Source organism: Sulfuricurvum sp. (assembly GCF_030691015.1).
Taxonomy (GTDB): domain Bacteria; phylum Campylobacterota; class Campylobacteria; order Campylobacterales; family Sulfurimonadaceae; genus Sulfuricurvum.
Genome location: NZ_JAUYFF010000013.1, coordinates 16,685 through 35,261, shown reverse-complemented (window position 1 = coordinate 35,261; position 18,577 = coordinate 16,685). Strand labels below are relative to the sequence as shown.

The 18,577-nt window shown below is 45.0% G+C and carries 18 protein-coding genes and 4 tRNA genes; 9 read left to right on the top strand and 13 right to left on the bottom strand.

The annotated features are described in order from the left end of the window. From Q8O20_RS09225 to Q8O20_RS09200, 6 genes are read left to right on the top strand one after another with little or no spacing between them, the layout of a single operon-like run. Positions 1-459, top strand: coding sequence for a hypothetical protein (locus Q8O20_RS09225; RefSeq protein ID WP_304741593.1), 459 nt, complete (start codon positions 1-3; stop codon positions 457-459). Continuing rightward, positions 456-1,535 carry an FtsX-like permease family protein gene (locus Q8O20_RS09220; protein WP_305530916.1) on the top strand — a complete coding sequence of 360 codons (1,080 nt, stop codon included), beginning with the start codon at positions 456-458 and terminating at the stop codon, positions 1,533-1,535. The genes Q8O20_RS09225 and Q8O20_RS09220 overlap by 4 nt, the downstream gene beginning before the upstream one ends. After that, positions 1,532-2,164 (top strand): ABC transporter ATP-binding protein, encoded by a 633-nt coding sequence (locus tag Q8O20_RS09215; protein ID WP_305530915.1) that lies wholly within the window; start codon positions 1,532-1,534, stop codon positions 2,162-2,164. The genes Q8O20_RS09220 and Q8O20_RS09215 overlap by 4 nt, the downstream gene beginning before the upstream one ends. Continuing rightward, positions 2,142-3,686 carry a cbb3-type cytochrome c oxidase subunit I gene (locus Q8O20_RS09210; RefSeq protein WP_305530914.1) on the top strand — a complete coding sequence of 515 codons (1,545 nt, stop codon included), beginning with the start codon at positions 2,142-2,144 and terminating at the stop codon, positions 3,684-3,686. Before Q8O20_RS09215 ends, Q8O20_RS09210 begins: the two co-directional genes overlap by 23 nt. After that, on the top strand, positions 3,683-4,636 hold the full coding sequence (locus Q8O20_RS09205) for a hypothetical protein (protein ID WP_305530913.1): 954 nt from the start codon (positions 3,683-3,685) through the stop codon (positions 4,634-4,636). Before Q8O20_RS09210 ends, Q8O20_RS09205 begins: the two co-directional genes overlap by 4 nt. Continuing rightward, complete coding sequence (locus Q8O20_RS09200) at positions 4,633-5,163, top strand: YceI family protein (protein ID WP_305530912.1); 531 nt, start codon at positions 4,633-4,635, stop codon at positions 5,161-5,163. The genes Q8O20_RS09205 and Q8O20_RS09200 overlap by 4 nt, the downstream gene beginning before the upstream one ends. Here Q8O20_RS09200 and Q8O20_RS09195 read toward each other — a convergent pair. Beyond that, positions 5,124-6,038, bottom strand: coding sequence for an MBL fold metallo-hydrolase (locus tag Q8O20_RS09195; protein WP_305530911.1), 915 nt, complete (start codon positions 6,036-6,038; stop codon positions 5,124-5,126). The two genes, Q8O20_RS09200 and Q8O20_RS09195, sit on opposite strands and share 40 nt — an antisense overlap. A gap of 156 nt (positions 6,039-6,194) precedes the next feature. Here Q8O20_RS09195 and cowN point away from each other — a divergent pair, with 156 nt between their 5' ends. After that, positions 6,195-6,497 carry a N(2)-fixation sustaining protein CowN gene (cowN, locus tag Q8O20_RS09190; RefSeq protein ID WP_305530910.1) on the top strand — a complete coding sequence of 101 codons (303 nt, stop codon included), beginning with the start codon at positions 6,195-6,197 and terminating at the stop codon, positions 6,495-6,497. 64 nt (positions 6,498-6,561) lie between these two features. Next, positions 6,562-7,449, top strand: coding sequence for an AEC family transporter (locus Q8O20_RS09185; protein ID WP_305530909.1), 888 nt, complete (start codon positions 6,562-6,564; stop codon positions 7,447-7,449). Here Q8O20_RS09185 and Q8O20_RS09180 read toward each other — a convergent pair. The 5 genes from Q8O20_RS09180 to Q8O20_RS09160 form a co-directional block, all read right to left on the bottom strand. Next, complete coding sequence (locus Q8O20_RS09180) at positions 7,446-7,682, bottom strand: CDGSH iron-sulfur domain-containing protein (RefSeq protein WP_305530908.1); 237 nt, start codon at positions 7,680-7,682, stop codon at positions 7,446-7,448. The two genes, Q8O20_RS09185 and Q8O20_RS09180, sit on opposite strands and share 4 nt — an antisense overlap. A 118-nt stretch (positions 7,683-7,800) precedes the next feature. Beyond that, a tRNA-Ser gene (locus tag Q8O20_RS09175) sits at positions 7,801-7,888 on the bottom strand. A gap of 30 nt (positions 7,889-7,918) precedes the next feature. Further along, a tRNA-Cys gene (locus Q8O20_RS09170) sits at positions 7,919-7,992 on the bottom strand. 7 nt (positions 7,993-7,999) lie between these two features. Beyond that, positions 8,000-8,086, bottom strand: a tRNA-Leu gene (locus tag Q8O20_RS09165). Positions 8,087-8,146: 60 nt separating this feature from the next. Next, a tRNA-Gly gene (locus tag Q8O20_RS09160) sits at positions 8,147-8,221 on the bottom strand. Positions 8,222-8,364: 143 nt separating this feature from the next. On the opposite strand from Q8O20_RS09160, the gene ilvD reads away from it, so the two are divergent. Beyond that, positions 8,365-10,053 (top strand): dihydroxy-acid dehydratase, encoded by a 1,689-nt coding sequence (ilvD, locus tag Q8O20_RS09155; RefSeq protein ID WP_305530907.1) that lies wholly within the window; start codon positions 8,365-8,367, stop codon positions 10,051-10,053. A 5-nt stretch (positions 10,054-10,058) separates the two neighbouring features. On the opposite strand, the gene Q8O20_RS09150 is transcribed toward ilvD, so the two are convergent. The 7 genes from Q8O20_RS09150 to Q8O20_RS09120 all read right to left on the bottom strand — a co-directional run bounded on the left by Q8O20_RS09150 (position 10,059) and on the right by Q8O20_RS09120 (position 18,573). Then, positions 10,059-11,861 carry a UDP-N-acetylglucosamine 4,6-dehydratase family protein gene (locus Q8O20_RS09150; protein ID WP_305530906.1) on the bottom strand — a complete coding sequence of 601 codons (1,803 nt, stop codon included), beginning with the start codon at positions 11,859-11,861 and terminating at the stop codon, positions 10,059-10,061. Between the two features lie 2 nt (positions 11,862-11,863). After that, complete coding sequence (locus Q8O20_RS09145; protein WP_305530905.1) at positions 11,864-13,975, bottom strand: STT3 domain-containing protein; 2,112 nt, start codon at positions 13,973-13,975, stop codon at positions 11,864-11,866. 61 nt (positions 13,976-14,036) lie between these two features. Beyond that, positions 14,037-15,164: a UDP-N-acetylbacillosamine transaminase gene (gene pglE, locus Q8O20_RS09140; protein WP_305530904.1), complete on the bottom strand. Its 1,128-nt coding sequence runs from the start codon at positions 15,162-15,164 to the stop codon at positions 14,037-14,039. Next, the gene (pglC, locus tag Q8O20_RS09135) at positions 15,161-15,784 is read right to left on the bottom strand and encodes an undecaprenyl phosphate N,N'-diacetylbacillosamine 1-phosphate transferase (protein WP_305530903.1); all 624 of its coding nucleotides are present in this window, start codon (positions 15,782-15,784) and stop codon (positions 15,161-15,163) included. Before pglC ends, pglE begins: the two co-directional genes overlap by 4 nt. Then, a complete protein-coding gene (locus tag Q8O20_RS09130; protein ID WP_305530902.1) occupies positions 15,777-16,937 on the bottom strand; it encodes a glycosyltransferase family 4 protein in 1,161 nt (386 codons plus the stop codon). The genes pglC and Q8O20_RS09130 overlap by 8 nt, the downstream gene beginning before the upstream one ends. Further along, positions 16,934-17,755 (bottom strand): NAD(P)-dependent oxidoreductase, encoded by an 822-nt coding sequence (locus tag Q8O20_RS09125; RefSeq protein ID WP_304741627.1) that lies wholly within the window; start codon positions 17,753-17,755, stop codon positions 16,934-16,936. Before Q8O20_RS09125 ends, Q8O20_RS09130 begins: the two co-directional genes overlap by 4 nt. Further along, on the bottom strand, positions 17,752-18,573 hold the full coding sequence (locus Q8O20_RS09120; protein WP_305530901.1) for a glycosyltransferase: 822 nt from the start codon (positions 18,571-18,573) through the stop codon (positions 17,752-17,754). Before Q8O20_RS09120 ends, Q8O20_RS09125 begins: the two co-directional genes overlap by 4 nt. Between the last annotated feature and the right edge of the window lie 4 nt (positions 18,574-18,577).

Sequence of the window (18,577 nt, the reverse complement as noted above, 5' to 3'; positions counted from 1 at the left end):
ATGAAAAAGGTTATCATTTTACTATTCGTGACATTAACTCTCTGGGCCGCTCCCTATAAAGTAGGCCAATCGGTAATGCCGCTTGATTTGAGTGATCAGTTCGGCAAGCGCGTTGCCCTTAAAATGATGCCGAAAACGCTGATTATGGCATTCGAAAAAGGGACGGGTGCGACGGTGAATGAATACCTTACCGTTCAAGAAAAAGGGTATTTAGCCAAAAATAAAGCGGCGTTTGTCGCCGATATCAGCCAGATGCCGAAATTTATCACCGAGAGTTTTGCTTTGCCGAAAATGCGAAAATATTCCCATACGGTACTCTTGATTCAAGACGAAGTACAGGGGCTTAATTTTCCATATCAGGAAGATAAGATCACCGTGATGAAATTTCGGGGAAATTTCTTGACCAAAGTGGAGTTTATCGAAACGGCCGCTGAACTTAAAAAAGCGATTGAGCAGTGATTACACCGATCAAAGCTCTTCGTAAAAACCGGTTTAAAACCGCCCTTATTTTTATCAGCATGAGCGTATCGATTGCCGCTATCTTTCTTATCAGCGCTATTTCGGGTGGCGTAGTGAGTATGTACAGTGCAATGCTCAAAACCGACGGTGATATTATTGTCACTCAAAAAGGGATTGCCGATACTTTTTTCAGTGATATTAACCGTTCTCTCAGTGTTTCTATAGAAAAGATGGAGGGGGTTAAAGAGGCGAGCGCGTTGATTTTGGGTGCCGCACCAGTTGATCCTCTTCCGATTGTCGGAATATACGGAGCAAGCGAGAACAGGTATAAAAGCTATCTCCTCAAACAAGGTACCTATCCTAAATCGGGCGAAGTAATGCTGGGATCAAAAATCTATGAAACGCTCAAAAAACCGACTAAAATCGTCCTTTCCAAAAAAACGTTTGTCGTAAGCGGTGTCTTTAAAAGCCGTATCGGATTTGAAGACGGCGGGGTTGTTATGAATCTCACCGATGCGGGAGAACTGTTTCATAAAAGTGCCTCTATCTTTTTGATCAGCTTGGACGACCTCGGGAAAAGCGAGGGGATTGTTAAGCAGATCAACAGCCTGAGCTCTGACATTGAGGCAAAAACGACCGAGAGCTTTATCGATTCGTACAATCAGTTCAAGATCATCAAAACCAGTTCCGATGTGATCGGAGCTATGGCCTTTTTGATGGGAATACTGGGGATTGTGAGCATGATGAGTATGGTGGTGAATGACCGTAAGGGGGAGTTTGGCATTATGCGTTCCATCGGGCTCTCTTCGACAACGATTATTGTGAAGCTTTTAAGTGAGACGTTGATTATCGCGATTCTCGCCTATGCGGTGGCCCTTGGGGCTTCGCTGGGTATTTTGGAGATGATCGAGCATGCCGATAAGTTTCAGGGTTACATCAACGGTGAGATAACCGCAGCGTTGATGATTAAGGTCTTTATCGTCTCCGTTACGATGGCATTATTCGGAACCTTGCTCCCTGCCGTGTATGCTTCCCGTATCGACCCGATGAGTCTGATTCAAAGAGGTGGCGCATGAAAATCGAGGCACGTGGGCTGGAACATTTTTACGGCCATGAAAAAGTATTGAACGGTGTTGATATCGAGATTCTACCGGGAAGTTTTACCGCCATTATCGGGGAGAGCGGAAGCGGGAAAACAACCGTTCTCTCTATTCTCTCAACGCTGCTTCAGCCCTCATTAGGAAGCGTCCGATATGACGGTAAGCTATTGAATGAACTCGGAAACATTGACCATTTTCGTCAGCATAACATAGGGTTTGTATTTCAGTTTCACTATCTTATCTCCTATTTGACATTACGTGAAAATATTGCGTTGGCGGCATTGGATGCGACATTGATCGATCCGTTGATGGGAAGCCTGGGGATTGAGCGGCTGGGTAAACGCTACAGTGATGAGGTCTCAGGAGGAGAGCGTCAGCGTGCCGCGATCGCCAGAGCCTTGATCAATCATCCCTCAGTCGTATTTGCGGATGAGCCGACAGGGAATTTGGACAGTAAAAATGCACTTGGGGTGTATGAATTATTTAGAGAGTTTTCGCGCGCAGGAACAGGATTTGTCGTAGCATCGCATGATAAAAAGATAGCCGACTACGCAGACGTTATTATTGAGATGGAGGATGGCATTGTTAAACAAATTCATAAATGATGAGCTTCCCCTCGCCTTTTTGTGGCTGATTCTCGGACTTTTTGCGGGGTTGGTCTATGCGGTAGAGATGGTGGGATTGGACGGTTCCATGACACTCCTCTCTCCCGAGCGTGCACGATCGCTTCATATCTCGCAGATGCTGTACGGATTTTTTCCGTTGATCCTCTCGCTGCTCCCCTTTGCCCTATTTCAAAAAGAGGGGGTACTGTCCGAAACGGCAATTGGGCATTTGCGCCGCTATTTCGTTGTTTGGAACCTCTTTTTACTCTTTATGTCTATGGCATTGTTGTTTGGAAATATTCGGGGATTGCCGTTTTACGATTTCCCCTATCAGCTCAATTTTCTCCTCGCTTTTAGCGGTCTGTTTTATCTCCTCGCCCTCGTGGATGCCTTGCGCCGCTATGAAAAACGCCCTTTGTGGGTTAATGTCTCGCTTGTGGCGGTTATCGCAGCACCCATCGCGTTGGTGGTATTGATGAACCCTGATTACGGTCAGGTGGAGCAGACCCTTGTGGGGCCGCATGGGGATAATACCTTGGGGATGAGTTTTACCCTGGTCCCGATCTATTATCTTCTCATCAAGCTGGTAGGCTCAGGGGAGTTTAAACCCCGCTGGCATTGGTTGTGGATCGTTCCTCTCACAGGCTATGCCCTCTCGCTCATTATCCGTAATTTTTTTCACAGTTTGAGCTACAGTGAAGAGTGGTTTTTTCAGTATTTAACGCTGTTGTACCTCCCTTTGTTATGGGTATGGTTACGTGATGCGGGGGTGAACTTTAAAACAAACCCGTATCTGATTCTCTCCATCGGTGCTTTTGTTTTTGTCGATCTTCAGGGGAATTTTCTCTTTATCCCTGAAATCCGCGCTTTGATCCACCGTAACGATTTGGTAGTGGGGCATGCTCATATCGCGATGGGGCTTGGGGTGGCATTTATGGGTCTCGCAATTTTGCATTATCTTTTGCCTAATCTGTTCCGTCGTGTGTATGCGGTGATTTGGACGGTGTTGATGGCGCTGATGGCACTTGCCCTCACGATAGCAGGGATTATCGAAGCGGGAGGATTTAGCGGGGTGGTAGAGCCTTTCTTGAGCCTTAGAGCGTTGATCGGTGCGTTACTTGTGGGAATGGTACTTTGGATTACCTATGAGAGGCTTCGATTCCGTCTCGATTCACCGCTGAAGTTTTACCATTTAAGCGGTTTTTTGAGTGATGCGGGGGGCGGGGTAATCCTTATCCTCGGCGGTGCGGCACTTTTTCCTTTGCTGGGATTTAGCTTTAGCGGAACGTATGAGTATATTGTATTTACTTTTATGATCGGGACGGGATTGATGCACTGGTATGGAATCCACAGCGATCCGCACCGCTTTGCAGAACTTAGCGCGAGTGTGCGTGCCCTCTGTGCTTCCGTATTTGTCGCACTTTATATGGCGGGTGCCATGGATGGAATTGCCCTTTTAGTGGGATTTTATGATGGGCTATTTGCCCTGTTTTATTGGCTGGTATTGCGAGGTAAAGAGTGAATCTTCTCGTCATTGTCCTCAGCTCACAGCTTCTTTATTATCTCCTTATTGCACAAACGGGAGTCGTGGGAGTATTTGATTCCCATATCCACGACCTCTTTACCCTCCCCATCGGCGGAGTGATAGGGGCACTGTTCAGTGCATTTTGGCGTCATCACGCGCTGAAACATGAGCTTTCGTTTTTATTCGGTATTCAGATCATGATTTCATGGTTTTATCCCAACTACTCGCTGGGAATGCTCTTGGCGCTTGGTTTTGTCGTCGGTTACACAACGCCGTTGCTTCTGTATATTTTCAAGTCTCAGAGCAAGCTACAGCTATCTGTAGGGATGGCCATTTCCTATGCGGTGGGAACGGCTCTTTATACCTATCCGTTTGAAGCGCGCGGCAGTATTGCGATTCTTTTTCCTTTTATCTCCATTGTCGCGTTATATTTTGCCAAGCTTAAATCGACACGCACCAGTGAAAAAAAACCGTTTCATTGGCCGACGCTCGGGGTGATGATGCTTTGGATTTTTGCCGATTCGGCACTCTTTGAGACCCTTAGCCGATCGGGAAGTATGGATATTTGGAGTCAGTATACACTGCTTATTATCACCGCCCATTTAGCGGGAGTCTATGCCGCCTTTCGCTATGGAGGCGAGCTGATGAGCCAAACCCGTCTTATTTGGGTTCTATTTGTCCTGAGCTATCTTTTGTATTGGATAGAAGAGCCGATTTTGTTGGCTATTGTCTATCCGATTGCCATTTCGTATTATAATGTTTTGTTGTTTCAAGCGCTGATACGTTTGGCGGATATACGTCTTATCGGATTATCGATGGTCGGTGTCGGCTGGATAGCGGCATCGGCAGCTAACGGCATTGCTTTGCACAATGAGATTTGGATAGCGGCAGTTATTCTAACTCTTTTTGCATTGGTATACCCATTTTATTTTAGGAGATTGACATGAAAAAAATAGTGAGTTTGGCGGCGGTTTTATTGGCTACTTCTGCGTTTGCGGGGAATTTGAGCTTTGAATCGGGAAGTATAAAAGCACATACCGAAGTATTCGGAGACAGCTCGATTGATCCGACTGCAAAAAAAGCAACATCGCATTTGTCAATGGATGCGGCTCCCGCAACGTTAAAAGGGACGATTGAAATCTCTATGTCTGATTTGATTAGTGATAATAAAAAGCGTGATACCAATATGCAAGAGACATTGGAATCATCTACTTTCCCTAAAGCGGTGTTTGAAGTCAAAGAGGTTGTGGTTAAAGGGGGAGATAACGTCATCCTCAAAGGGGCAATGAATCTCCACGGTGTTACGAAACCGATGAGTTTTGAGGGGACGGTTAGCGAAGAAGCGTCAAAAGTCCGTATCAAAGTCAAAAGCAGTATGAAAATGACCGATTTTGGGATCACTCCGCCGAAAATGGTTTTTTTAGTCGTACGCGATCAGGTTGATTTGAATGTGGATGTCGTTTTAAAACGATAAATCTCTCCGACACGGAGGATTTTAGATTCAAAGGGATACTTTTTTGTACCGATCAGCTTTTCAAACCATTCGATCGGTTCATCTAAAGTATCATCAGCGAGTTTGAATGTTCCATAATGAATCGGGATCAGAGTTTTCGCTCCTAAATCGTGTGCTGCTTGGAGTGCTTCGAGGGGTGAAATATGAAAATGGCGCATGATCGGCTCAGGTCGGTACGCTCCGATCGGTAAAAACGCTTCATTGATATCAAATCTCTCTTTTATCTCTTTAAAATGCTCGCCCATCGCACTGTCACCGCTATGATAGAGCGTGTGATTATTATTTTGGATGACGTATCCCCCCCATAATGCTTTATTCATATCGATATTTGTACGATTGCTCCAATGTTTTGAGGGGACAAAGGTGATGAAGAGTTCTCCTACCATAACCGATTCCCACCACTCCAATTCAAAACACCGTTCGCGGGCTATTTTTCCTTTGAGATAGCGCCAAAATCCAGCGGGGGCAACAATGATCGTATTTGGATTTTGTTGCAATAAAAATAAAACGGAAGATTTATCATAATGGTCATAGTGGGCATGGGTGATGAGGATTACATCAGCACGCAGGCGTTCTTTTGGGATTGGAAGAGGGCTATGCCGTCGGTAGAGGGGGATATTTCCTAAAACAGGATCGACGGCTACCGTTGTTTCTCCCACTTTAAGCCACAGCGATGCATGTCCGAGCCAGAGAGCATATTCGCCCTCAGGAAGAGCTTCTTGAGAGAGGATGGGGAGGTTAGATCGATCTGTGCGCCGTTTTCGAAAAGATTTAGAGAATTGCCATTTGAGTATCGTCGTAAAGGATACCTTAGGGGAAGTGTGATGATGCGGCATAATATCCCTTTTTTTCTCAATAGGTAATTGTACCGTTTGGATGATTAATCACTCATGCCTTTTTTTTAGACAGAAATGAGCAATTTTTCCAGTATAAACGGACATTGTTCTCTCGTATCTGCTATACAATTCTCTCACATGAGATGAGGGGAAACGATGGAACACGAGAACAAAGAAACAGTGGATAGATATGTCACTTTTATGAATATCGACTGTTATAAGCATGCGACCGAAGTGATAGACGCCATTATTGAAGTGACGGAGGATGAAAAATACAACAACCGTTTTTGGGAGGTATTTAAAGAAAAAATACCCCAAAGCTACCATGAGAAACAATCCGATGAAAAAGTTCTCTACCATGTTTGCGCGTCTGTTTTTTATATCGAAGAGCTATTTGAGGAGAGCCAACATACGATAGGTCTTGAATTAATGAAAAACTGCGAGTATCAGTGCTGCTAAGATTTTTTAGAGGATTGAAAGGGGGTTGTGACTACTATTGCGGTAATTAAAATCGGAGTAGGAAATGGAGCAGTTTGCGTTTATCATAGCTTTGTTGCTGATCGGTATGGCACTTCAAAGAGGTTCTGCTCCTGTAGATTTTGCTAAAAGTCTCAATTTTTTTGTTATTTATGTCTCCTTGCCTGCTACCGTACTACTGCAGGTTCCGAAGATTCATTTGGATATGTCGGCATTCGGGGTGGTGCTGATCCCTTGGCTATTATTACCGATTACTGTGGCTATCGTTATAGTGATGACCCGTAATCATCCCTCTCATGTCCGCGCCGCCTTGCTCCTTGTCCTGCCGCTTGGTAATACCTCATTCGTGGGAATTCCTATTACTCAGACCTTACTCGGCTCAGATGCGATTGCGTATGTTTTAATGTATGATCAGTTTGGGACTTTTTTGATCCTCTCGTTGTATGGAAGTGCCGTGATTGCGAGATATGAGAGCGGGAAAATTCATAAGCGGCTGATTGTCCGAAAGATGCTCCTGTTTCCCCCTTTTTTGATTTTGCTGTTTGCTCTTGCGTGGGGGGAACTCCCTTTTGTTATACAACCCTATGTACAAACCCTCTCTTCAACTCTTGTCCCCTTAGCGTTGATATCGGTCGGGTATTCGCTCCGTTTTGGGGGAGATATTGATTATCCCCTTTTTACAAAAGCACTGAGTCTAAAATTAATAGTGATGCCCCTTATTGCTTTTGGGATTTTGTTTGCGATGGGAACCGACCCGCTCGCTCTGAAAACGGCGGTACTTGAATCGGGGATGCCTTCGATGATTACTGCCGGTGCATTGGCCATAGCCTCAGGGTTTGCTCCGGCACTTAGTGCCGCATTGGTAGGGTATGGGATACTTGCGGCATTAGTGACTTTACCGTTGCTCGCGTATTTGATGGAGAGGTTGCTTTAGCCTCCCTGTTGATGCGATCCGTCACAGTAGGGCTTACGACCGGATCGTCCGCATCGACATAACCATCTATCGGTTTCAACCTCTTCAGAAAATTTGATCGGTGTTTTGCCGGTTCCTTCATGATTTCCGTCGCAAAACGGAAAGGTACTCGATTGTCCGCAGGTGCAGTACCAATACTCTTTATCGGCATCCAATGAGGCTTTAAACGGGTTGTTTTGAAAATGGGTTTCCATACACTACTCCTCAAGCGAAAGTAGAAAATCATAACATGAGTTGAATGGAATGAAATAAAAATTTAGGATTAATAGAATTTGAAATAATTGATAGGTAGGAAGTTATGTAGTTTTGTGATGGCGGGCCACCAAGGATTTGAACCTTGGGAGGTTTAACCCTCGCCGGTTTTCAAGACCGGTGCAATCGACCACTCTGCCAGTGACCCGTATAAAAATGAAGCTATCTTTTTCTATGCTGGAGGCGGCACCCGGATTCGAACCGGGGATCAGAGCTTTGCAGGCTCATGCCTTACCGCTTGGCTATGCCGCCACCATGATGGTGCCCGGAGCCGGACTTGAACCGGCACAGTGTTACCACCGAGGGATTTTAAGTCCCTTGCGTCTACCGATTTCGCCATCCGGGCTTCACGTAGAAAAAAACATCTCAGTTCAAACATCAAAAAGCAATGTTTCAACTGAGATTCTGGAGCGGGAAACGAGGTTCGAACTCGCGACCCCAACCTTGGCAAGGTTGTGCTCTACCACTGAGCTATTCCCGCATTGTTTTTGTGGACTGGAAGTATATCAAAATTTTTAGTGTGTGTAAAGAGTTTTTAGAGAAACTTGCCGTATAATCACTTTATTATAAAATTATGAGTTAGATTTCCATCTTCACGGGAATGACGAGATATAAAGGATAAAAATGCGCAGTGATACCATTAAACGGGGATTTGATAAAACTCCTCACCGAAGTTTACTCCGAGCAACCGGACTTAAAGACGAAGATTTTGACAAACCGTTTATCGGGGTGGCAAACTCTCATATCGATATTATTCCGGGACATTTTTTCCTTCAAGAGTACGGACGAATCGTAAAAGAGGCAATCCGCGAAGCGGGGGGAGTCCCTTTTGAGTTTAATACCATCGGTGTCGATGACGGTATCGCGATGGGACACGATGGGATGCTTTACTCCCTTCCTAGCCGTGAGTTGATCGCGGATTGTATCGAGACGGTGATGAATGCCCATAAACTCGACGGTCTTATCTGTATTCCGAATTGTGACAAGATTGTTCCGGGGATGTTGATGGGGGCATTGCGCGTTAATGTGCCGACGATTTTCGTCTCAGGCGGACCGATGAAGGCCGGGCATAAAAAAGACGGTACCCCGATCGATTTGGCAACCGCGTTTGAAGCGGTTGGACAACACGCCGATGGGAAAATGTCGGATGAAGAACTGTATGAGATTGAGTGTGAAGCGTGTCCAAGCGGCGGAAGCTGTTCGGGGATGTTTACCGCCAACTCGATGAATACCCTCTGCGAAGCGATGGGCGTTGCCTTGCCGGGTAACGGTACGGTTCTCGCTATGACGCCCGAACGTATCGAGATGGTTAAGACGGCGGCACGCCGTATCGTCGAGATGGTCAAAGATGAAAATGCTCAAAAATGGAATATGCGTAATATTTTGAATGATAAAGCGATTCACAATGCTTTTGTTATCGATATGGCAATGGGGGGAAGTTCTAATACGGTTCTCCATTTGCTCAGTATCGCCAAAGAGGCAGAGGTTGATTTCGATATTACGAAGATCAATGAAATCTCTGAAAAAGTAGCCCATATCGCGAAAATATCTCCCTCATTATCGACGGTACACATGGATGATATCAATCGTGCAGGCGGCGTGAATGCCGTTATGAAAGAGGTGAGCCGACGAGGTGGTGTGTTAGAATTGGATGCGATGACGATCACGGGTGAGACATTAGGAGAGCGGATCAAAGATGCGGTGATCAAAGATACTAATATCATCCATACTAATGAAAATGCCTACTCTCCAGTGGGAGGTTTGTCGATTCTTTTCGGAAATCTCGCCGAAGAGGGCGCCGTCGTTAAAACAGCGGGGATTACCCCTAATATGCGACAATTCAAAGGTTCTGCCGTTTGTTTTAACTCTCAAAATGAAGCCATCGCCGGAATTATGTCTCATAAAGTAAAAGCGGGTGATGTCGTCGTTATCCGCTATGAAGGTCCTAAAGGGGGTCCGGGGATGCAAGAGATGCTCGCCCCTACGGCGCTTATTATGGGGATGGGACTTGGGGAGAGCGTTGCGCTCATCACGGATGGACGTTTTAGCGGTGCGACTCGCGGTGCCTCGATCGGTCATGTCAGTCCCGAAGCGGCAGAGGGAGGTCTCATCGCACTTATCGAAGACGGTGATGAGATCGAACTCGATGTTGATAGCCATCTCTTGCAGCTCAATGTGAGTTATGAAGTGTTGGAACAGCGACGTTTGCATTGGAAGCCGATCAAAAAAGAGATCACATCAAAATGGCTTAAGCGCTACAGCCTCCTCGTCTCTAACGCCTCTAACGGTGCCGCATTAAAAACAGAGTTATAATCCTCTCATGTACCGGAGGGTTGGAACTCCGGTACAATCTTCTGCAACGCTTCAATGGCGTTAGTATTCGCTAAGAGTTTTTCTATATCTTCTTTTAACGTTTCAATCGGGTAATGGGTGGAACGGGCAATCATAATCGATTCAAATGCCGTTTTTTGTTCACTCTCATCGATAAGCAGTTCTTCATAGAGCTTTTCCCCCGGGCGTAAGCCGGTATAGACGATATCGATAGGTACGGACGCATAAAGGCGAATCATTGTGTGTGCCAAATCGGCGATTTTGACACTCTCCCCCATATCGAGAATAAAGAGCTCTCCTCCGCGTGCAATGGCAGCAGCCTGTAAAACAAGCTGGCATGCTTCGCTGATGAGCATAAAATAGCGGGTAATATCGGGATGGGTCAGGGTAATCGGCCCACCCGCTTCGATTTGAGATTTGAATTTTGGGATAACGCTCCCACTGGAGCCGAGAACGTTTCCGAATCGTACCGCAACGATTTCACTGTTACGAGGATCGACATTTTGGGCATAAAGCTCTACCACCCGCTTTGTTGTTCCCATCACATTAGTAGGACGGACCGCTTTGTCGGTTGAGATAATGACAATTTTCGGAACATTATGTTCTATCGCACTGTCGATGACATTGCGGCTCCCTATGACATTGTTCATGATCGCCGTTTGGATATTTGCTTCACAGAGAGGAACGTGTTTATACGCCGCCGCATGAATGACGATGTCGGGCCGGCTTTTTTCTATAATTCCGTCTAGTGTGTCACGATCGATAATATTGCATAAATAGAGCTCGGCTGAGGGGACTTTTTCACCGATTTGGTAGAGATTGTATTCGCTGTGATCGATCAAAATAAGTTTTTGCGCACCGAAGCGGTGACATTGCAAAACAATCTCGCTTCCTATGCTTCCCCCAGCACCGGTGATAAGGACGCACTTCTCACTAATAAAGGCTTCAATGGTTTGGGTATCGAGATCTTTAGGATGGCGGGCGAGGAGCTCTTCCACCGATAAAGAGGTAATAGACTCTTTTCCATCGGATAAAAGGGTGGAGCGCTTAATATCGGTTATCCCGGCATCGGAGAGGATTTTATAGGCGTGTTGCAGATACTCACTGGGTAGCGACCCGTCAATAATGGCTGCCGAGACTCGTTTTGATTCGAGTAATACACCAAGGTCATTTGCCCCGGATATTTTAAGATTTTGGATGGTTGAATTGATCAGGTTATAGTTTTTTTCTTGTACCGCAATAATTCCTACGGGATAATAATCGTTTGAATCCTCAAGCATACTTTTGATGAGGTTTGCCGTATTCGCGGAGATCCCTATAATCAGGGTAGGTTTGTGGGCATCTCCTTTGGAAGACTCTATCATAAGCCGTTTAGATAAACGTAATGCGCCGATTAAAATAAGGGATAAAACCATATCGATACCGATAACACTTCGAGGCATCGGAAAAAAGAGGGAAGTATTGAGTAAATAGAGGATAAAAAAACCTGTAAAGGCAAGAATATGGGCATAAAAGAGCTGTTTGGCATCTTGCAGACCGAAAAAACGCCATGTCATACGATAGATTCCAAAGAGATAAAAGCTTCCCCATTTTAATAATACGAGAGTAAAGAAGACAAAATAAAATTGGGACATATAATGTAGAGGGATATTAAAATCAAAACGAAGCGCATACGCAAAATAAAGCGATACAAAAAAGAGGATAAAATCAGCACTTAAAAAAAAGAGTGATCTTGTGATAAAAGTGGGGGCCGGCAGCCCTAAATTAGCCTCTTTTTTAGTTAATGCCATACTTATATCTTTAATTTAAAAATTTTTGTCAACGGGCTAAGGATAACGGGCTGAAATAAATTTCGATCATAGTGCTCCAAAACAAACATCTGAATGTAGGTGGAGTTAAAATAAAAATCATCCATAACAAGAAACTGCCCATAACTTGCCATATGAATAACGGTTAATCCCTCTGAAGCAAAGTTTTGTCGATTGACCTGGAGTTTTTGTTTCGGATCGTATCCCACTTGATAAAAGGCTTTGATCGGGAGATTTTGCGTTCCAAGCTTAAGGGTATTGGTTGCTTTAATGATCGAGACCCCTTGTCCTAACTCGATAGTTTTCCCTGCGTCTTGAATCCTCTGTGAGGCATAAAAGAAAGGCTGGGGGGAACTTTTCCCTGTTTTCAAATCAAGATTGCTAAAGAGTGCGGATGTGGGAAAAATTTCCATCATACGCAACGGTAAATAAAGGTATACATCCCGTGTCTTAGGGGGTGTCTTATATTCCGCAAGAGCTATAGCCGTGATAAAATCATTAGGATCTTTAAATCCCTCTTCATGCATCATGTATTCAAAAACACTGGAGTAGGTAGAATTTTTATCGCGAAAGTTTTTTTCCATATATTCGGTATTAAGCCGCATCATATGGGCCACGGATATCGGGTCTTGGTTGGTTAGAACAAACGAGATCGGGTAGTTTTGTCCGCCCGAGTGCTGTGCGCCATCCGCCCATGTTTTCACATCAGCATAATAACGGATAGGAAAACCGAAATCCCACCACCCTATCATATAATCTTCACTCGAAGCCATTTTGTTCAGTTCACTAAGTGCAAGAACCTCATGATTGGTCAATACGGGTGGAGTCATATAGGCTTTAATGTGGGTATAGTTGGGATAAAGAGCTACAAGAGTAAAGGTTCCGATGCTTAAATACTTAAGAAAAGGTTTTGTCAAAAATTGGCTGACATAAAGAATCAAGAAGGCGATACCGATTGCCATAGGCGGTACGGCATAGATGGTAAAGCGTAATCCGGCAGACATGGCGATGAATCCCAATCCTACTAGCGGTAAGGTAATGAGGAGCGGACGATAAGCAATAAGTGCCAAAACATACCCTATGACTGCTAGAACAAAAGTGATGGGATGTCCGCTGATTCGTTCGGCAAAGACACTGAATGGGATATGTCCGGCTTCTCTTACGGTAGTCATAACATCGTAAAAGTTCAAAGAAGCACTAACCGTTTCGCTGTTCCCCCGAAAAAAGTACCCCTGAATAAAATGAAGAATCGGATCCACTCCGCCTGTTGAAAAATAGAGGACGATCACAGCAGCGAAGGTAGCAAAAAAAACTTTGTTAGAAAGGTCTCTTTTAAAATGAAACAGTGCGAATAAAATAAGGGCTAAACTTATTTTACTGATAATCGGGATTGCTAGAATACCGATAAGGATAAAGAGGGCTATTTTGTAAAGATAAATATTTTTGCGATCAATTAGGATCGCATAGCCGATAATCATCCCGAATAAAGCGGTGTCGAGCGCGTAGGCTTGAGGATACCACCATTGGTAAAGTGCAATCGATACGGTAATAGGGATAAGATAGCGGTTACGCTGATGGGTCAGTGCGAGGATGAGTGAATACATCTCCAGTACAGGAAATACGATATTAAGCATATCGGTATCGTAGTACCCCATCATTGTACGGTTGTAATAACTGTGGGCAACGGAGGCGATGAGTGCGGATATAAAGCCCAAGGTCGTTTGGTTGAGCGCACGGCCGATCAAAATCATCGGGATAACAATCAAAGAGCCAAGAAATCCCGGCATATAGAGGATAAGGGCTTCAAAGCTCACGGGGATGATTTTGGAGAGGGCGGCGGTGAGTTGAGCCGGTGCCCCATCAATCGGGGATTGATCATTTGCAGTATGGTTGCCGGCAAGAATATCACGGGCACCCTCAGCAAAGTAGTATCCATCGTTATTGTTGATCATCAGTTCATTATTCCAGCGAAACTGCGGAGCATCTCCAAGAGCGTCAATCCAAATAAAACGGAGTGAAATGGAAAAAATATAGGCGATAGCGATAAAAATAAATAACGTGCGCAAAGAGTTGCGTTCTTCGTGTAATTTTAACATTTCGTTTTGTTGCTCCGTATTTTTATAAGGGTATTTTAGCCAAATGATGTAGCATTATCAATTAGTTATGCGCCATCACCGCTTTTAGATGGAAAGTAATTTTTTCCAGTTCATCCGTACTCAAAGAAGAGCCGCTAGGAAGACAGATTCCTCTTTGAAACAGCATATCGCTGACCCCGTTTAGACGCCCTTTAGTGCCATGAAACAGAGGTTGTGCGTGCATCGGTTTCCATAGGGGACGAGACTCAATATTTTGCTCTTCAAGAGAGAGGCGGATACGCTCAGGTGAGAGGTGTTCCGGTAATATCAGCGTGGTAAGCCACCGATTGCCTAAACTCCCTTTTAATTCAGGCATAAATGATATTTCAGGTACTTCTGAAAAAGCTTTTCGGTAATATTCAAAGATCTCTCTGCGCCGCTCAATCCTCTCGGGTAAAACTTCCATTTGTCCCCGACCGATCCCTGCGACAATATTCGACATTCGGTAGTTATAGCCGTATTCGGTGTGTTCGTAGTGGGGGGCATTGTCTCGTGCTTGGGTACTGAGGTGACGGGCATGGGAAATGAGTGCTTCATCATCACTGACCAGCATTCCGCCGCCGCTGGTGGTGATAATTTTATTTCCGTTAAAACTGTAAATCCCCATTTTTCCGAAGGTTCCGCTCTGTTTCCCCTCATACGTTGCCCCTAAACTCTCAGCAGCATCTTCGATGAGGTGAACGCCATAGTGTTCACAGATGGTTGCGATCCGTTTCACATCGGCACATTGGCCGTAGAGGTGGGTGAGAATAAGTGCTTTGGGTTGTTTTTTCCTTGTAGAAGCGCGGTGGGATAGTTCCTCTTCTAGCAGATTAGGATCGAGGTTCCAGCTGGCGGTATCGGAATCGATAAAAAACGGGGTACATCGTTCGTAAAGAATCGGAGCGATAGAGCCGATAAAAGTGAAGGTACTTGCCATCACTTCATCGCCCTCTTTAATCCCCAAAACCCGTAATGCCAAATGAATTGCCGCTGTTCCGCTGGTCAGGGCAAGGGCATATTTCGCACCGGTATAGGATTTAATCTGCGCTTCAAATGTATCCACATTGTGCCCAAGCGGTGCGATGTAGTTACTCTCAAACGCTTCTTGGATGTAGGAGAGTTCATTTCCTCCCATGTGGGGAGGAGAGAGAAAAATGCGCTTATTCATAGTCGATTCTTTTGTGTTGGATTTCCGAGGAATTTTTCCATCGTTGCTGAGCCTTCTTGGGAGATACCTTCTTTGATGAGCACTTTTTTGAGGGTTAAAAAAATGATGTTGAGGTCATTCCAAAACGAGAGACTATCCACGTATTCAACATCGTAACGAAATTTCTCTTCCCAACTGATGGCATTACGCCCGTTGACTTGCGCCCACCCTGTGATACCGGGGAGAACGTCGTGCCGTCTTTTTTGTTCGCTATTATACAACGGAAGGTACTCTACCAGTAACGGACGAGGACCGATAAAACTCATCTCCCCTCTAAGGACATTTAAAAGTTGCGGAAGCTCATCGAGGCTGAGGGCTCGGATCACTTTTCCTACCCCCTTAAGTCTTAATTCATCGCTTAAAAGCTCGCCGTTATCATCTCGCTCATCGCTCATGGTACGGAATTTATAAATGGTAAAAATATTTCCTTGATACCCCGGTCTTTTTTGGGTAAAAAAGAGAGGTCGCCCCATTTTGAGATAGACGGCAATCACTACTGCACTAAAAACAGGGATAAAGAGGAATAGGAGCAAAAGGGCACCGATGCGATCCAAAAGGGGTTTAAAAAAGTGTTTATACATACGAAGAATCCGTGTTTAAGAGGGTTTCCAACTCACGGTGGAGGGCATCCCAATAAAAATGTTGGTCGTATCGGTTGAGGATACTTTTTCTTGCATTATTTTTTAACGCCGCGTAGAGGCTTGGATCATGCAGGAGTTTTTCTACGGTTTGGGTGAGGTGGGTAATATTTTTCGGCTGAGTGAGGAGGCCGTTTTCCCCTTCGATAATCACTTCATTACATCCATTGATATCGGTTGCAATGAGGGGGAGCCCGCAACTTCCCCCTTCGATAAGGACATTGGGGAGTCCTTCACGGTATGAGGGGAGAATCAGCAGATCGGAAATACAAAAGTAGGGGCGGATATCGTGCTGAAAAGGGAGCACGTGGATGTGGGGGTGATTTTGGATAAGCTTATACGTCTTGGGTGCGATAGGGTCGAGATGATGCTCATAATCGCCCACCATTAGAAGATGAAAGGTTGGGTGCTTATGCGCAAGGGTATCAAAGGCGATAACAAGCTCGTTTACCCCTTTGTCCGCAACGATGCGCCCCGTAAAAAGGGCTACAAAATCGCTATCATCAATGCTAAGATTTTGGCGGAGCGAGGATTTCTCTTCGAGACTCATAGTATCTTGAAAGTAGGCGGTATCCACCCCGTTGACCGATCCGTATCCGATCACGTTCACCTCTTTGGAGGTCAACTCTTCGGCAATGATCTTCGGGAGATTGAGACTGTTGGCATAGAGATGGGTAGCAAAAAAATAGGTGATTTTTTCGATCGATTTAAGAAGAAAGCGCCGTTTTCCCTGTGAGCCGAAATAGGCCAATCCCACAATGAGGTGTATTCTCAGAGGAACGCGGGCAAGCCAAGCGGCCATCATCCCGAGCAGTCCGGCTTTCGGGGTGATAGAATAGACCATATCGGGTCGTCTGCGACGAAAATGCGACCAGAGAGTGAAGAGGATTTTAAGATCTTTCAAGGGATTGATTTGGCGGGTAAAATCGACAAGGGTGATCGTAACGTTTTCATACGCTTTGATTTTTTCGATGCTGCTGCCATTCGAGGTGATAATCTCGATATCATAGTAATCACTCAGGTATCGGGGCTGCCCTTTGAACCATGTTTCCAGAGAGAGAGGAACGGTAACAATAATCGAAATTTTCTTTTTCATGGGGTGCATTTTAGCCGTTCCAACAGATAGCTCTCGACATCGATAGTGGTGTTATGCGTGAGGAGCTCCGACATAATCGCATTATTGGCAGTGGAAATTTTGAGTTCATCACGAGATAGATTTTGAGTTTGCAGTTCGATTTGATGATTTTTTAAAAAATCGAGGACGTTGCGGATCGATGTTCCTCTGCCGCTTCCGATATTAATGATCGGGATATTGGGTGTGGTGAGTAAACGCTGATAAACTTTGACGACACTGTCGATATGGATAAAATCACGGATAGCATTGCCATTGTTGATGATGGTTAATGGCTCATTTTTGGTATAGGCAGTGAGGATTTTATTGATGATCGAGAACGTGTCATTTCCGCCGAACATGTTAAATATACGGGCGATTGTGTAGTCGATCTGACGGTTTTCGGCATATTTTTCGATCAGTTTTTCATTGCTTACTTTCAGTGATGCGTGGAGGTTGAGAGGCTTTACTTCATCTTGTTCATCACAGAAGATATTGTTTCCATAGACCGAACTGCTACTTGTATAGATGATCTTGGCAATAGGTGTTGTGTTGAAATACTCTAAAACTTTGGCGGTAATATGGATCGAATTTTCGATGTATTGAGCGATATGTTCGGACTCATTGAGTTGTGTCGCCGTTTGAAAATTATTGAAGATGAGATTGATAGTTTGATCGGTATAAGGGGCTAAGAGTTCTATGTTTTCGGATAGTTTTCGTGAGGAAAGTGCATGAGAACCCTGAAGTTCGGCAAGAAGTGCCTGAGTTAGATTACTGTGCTGACCGATGATGAGGGTAGTCAATGAGAACTCCATGCGTTAGCAAGTTTGCGTCGCAACAGTTTAGCGCTATTTAGGATATTTGCCAAGCAAAAATGACCAAAGGAGATGCGCGTTTCGAGGAATAGGAGCGAGAGCATATAAAAGATTTTGCGGTAGCTTTTATCGGAGTGTCGGTTGGAGATGGACGCGGAATGGACACGGTAGTAGATGAGTGCCTCCTCAACGGAGGCGGCTGTCATTCCATCTTGCAAATTGAGGATATGAAACATCCAGTCTTCGATAGCGACAAGGCGACTATCTTCGATGAAGCGGCTAGTGAGGGGTTGTCGTAGCATCAGAGTATTGATATTGATGAAATTGCCGTAAATTATCGCATTTTTCGGTGACATCAATCGCAAGAGGAGTGAAAGAAACCGCTGTTTTCGGCTAGGAGAAATTTCCCCGTATTCGTCAATGATTTCGGCGGGTGAGTAGAGCATATCGATGTCGGGGTTATCTATCAAGAAATCGAGTTGGGTTTGCAGTTTATGAGGTTTCCATACATCATCCGCATCCACAAAGGCGATAAATTCCCCCTTGGCATTTTCAATACCGATATTGCGAGGTCTTGCGGGACCGCCGAAGTTGGTTTCGGATAGTATCAGGTTCACTCGGGAATCATCGGCGCCATAGCGTCGGACAATGTCACAGCCTCCATCGGTTGATGCATCATCCACGACAATGACTTCGATGTTACGATAGGTTTGTGCCAAAACGCTCTCAAGGGTCTGGGCAATAAAACGTTCACCGTTGTAGAGGGGGATAATGATCGAAATGAGAGGGGTAAGTGTCGGTTCCACAGGA

What these genes read in the sequence shown, in the direction of transcription:
- Q8O20_RS09225 (WP_304741593.1), top strand. Translation starts at nt 1, where the DNA reads ATGAAAAAGGTTATCATTTTACTATTCGTGACATTAACTCTCTGGGCC.
- Q8O20_RS09215 (WP_305530915.1), top strand. Translation starts at nt 1,532, where the DNA reads ATGAAAATCGAGGCACGTGGGCTGGAACATTTTTACGGCCATGAAAAA.
- Q8O20_RS09200 (WP_305530912.1), top strand. Translation starts at nt 4,633, where the DNA reads ATGAAAAAAATAGTGAGTTTGGCGGCGGTTTTATTGGCTACTTCTGCG.
- Q8O20_RS09195 (WP_305530911.1), bottom strand. Translation starts at nt 6,038, where the DNA reads ATGCCGCATCATCACACTTCCCCTAAGGTATCCTTTACGACGATACTC.
- cowN (WP_305530910.1), top strand. Translation starts at nt 6,195, where the DNA reads ATGGAACACGAGAACAAAGAAACAGTGGATAGATATGTCACTTTTATG.
- Q8O20_RS09185 (WP_305530909.1), top strand. Translation starts at nt 6,562, where the DNA reads ATGGAGCAGTTTGCGTTTATCATAGCTTTGTTGCTGATCGGTATGGCA.
- Q8O20_RS09180 (WP_305530908.1), bottom strand. Translation starts at nt 7,682, where the DNA reads ATGGAAACCCATTTTCAAAACAACCCGTTTAAAGCCTCATTGGATGCC.
- ilvD (WP_305530907.1), top strand. Translation starts at nt 8,365, where the DNA reads ATGCGCAGTGATACCATTAAACGGGGATTTGATAAAACTCCTCACCGA.
- Q8O20_RS09150 (WP_305530906.1), bottom strand. Translation starts at nt 11,861, where the DNA reads ATGGCATTAACTAAAAAAGAGGCTAATTTAGGGCTGCCGGCCCCCACT.
- Q8O20_RS09145 (WP_305530905.1), bottom strand. Translation starts at nt 13,975, where the DNA reads ATGTTAAAATTACACGAAGAACGCAACTCTTTGCGCACGTTATTTATT.
- pglE (WP_305530904.1), bottom strand. Translation starts at nt 15,164, where the DNA reads ATGAATAAGCGCATTTTTCTCTCTCCTCCCCACATGGGAGGAAATGAA.
- pglC (WP_305530903.1), bottom strand. Translation starts at nt 15,784, where the DNA reads ATGTATAAACACTTTTTTAAACCCCTTTTGGATCGCATCGGTGCCCTT.
- Q8O20_RS09130 (WP_305530902.1), bottom strand. Translation starts at nt 16,937, where the DNA reads ATGAAAAAGAAAATTTCGATTATTGTTACCGTTCCTCTCTCTCTGGAA.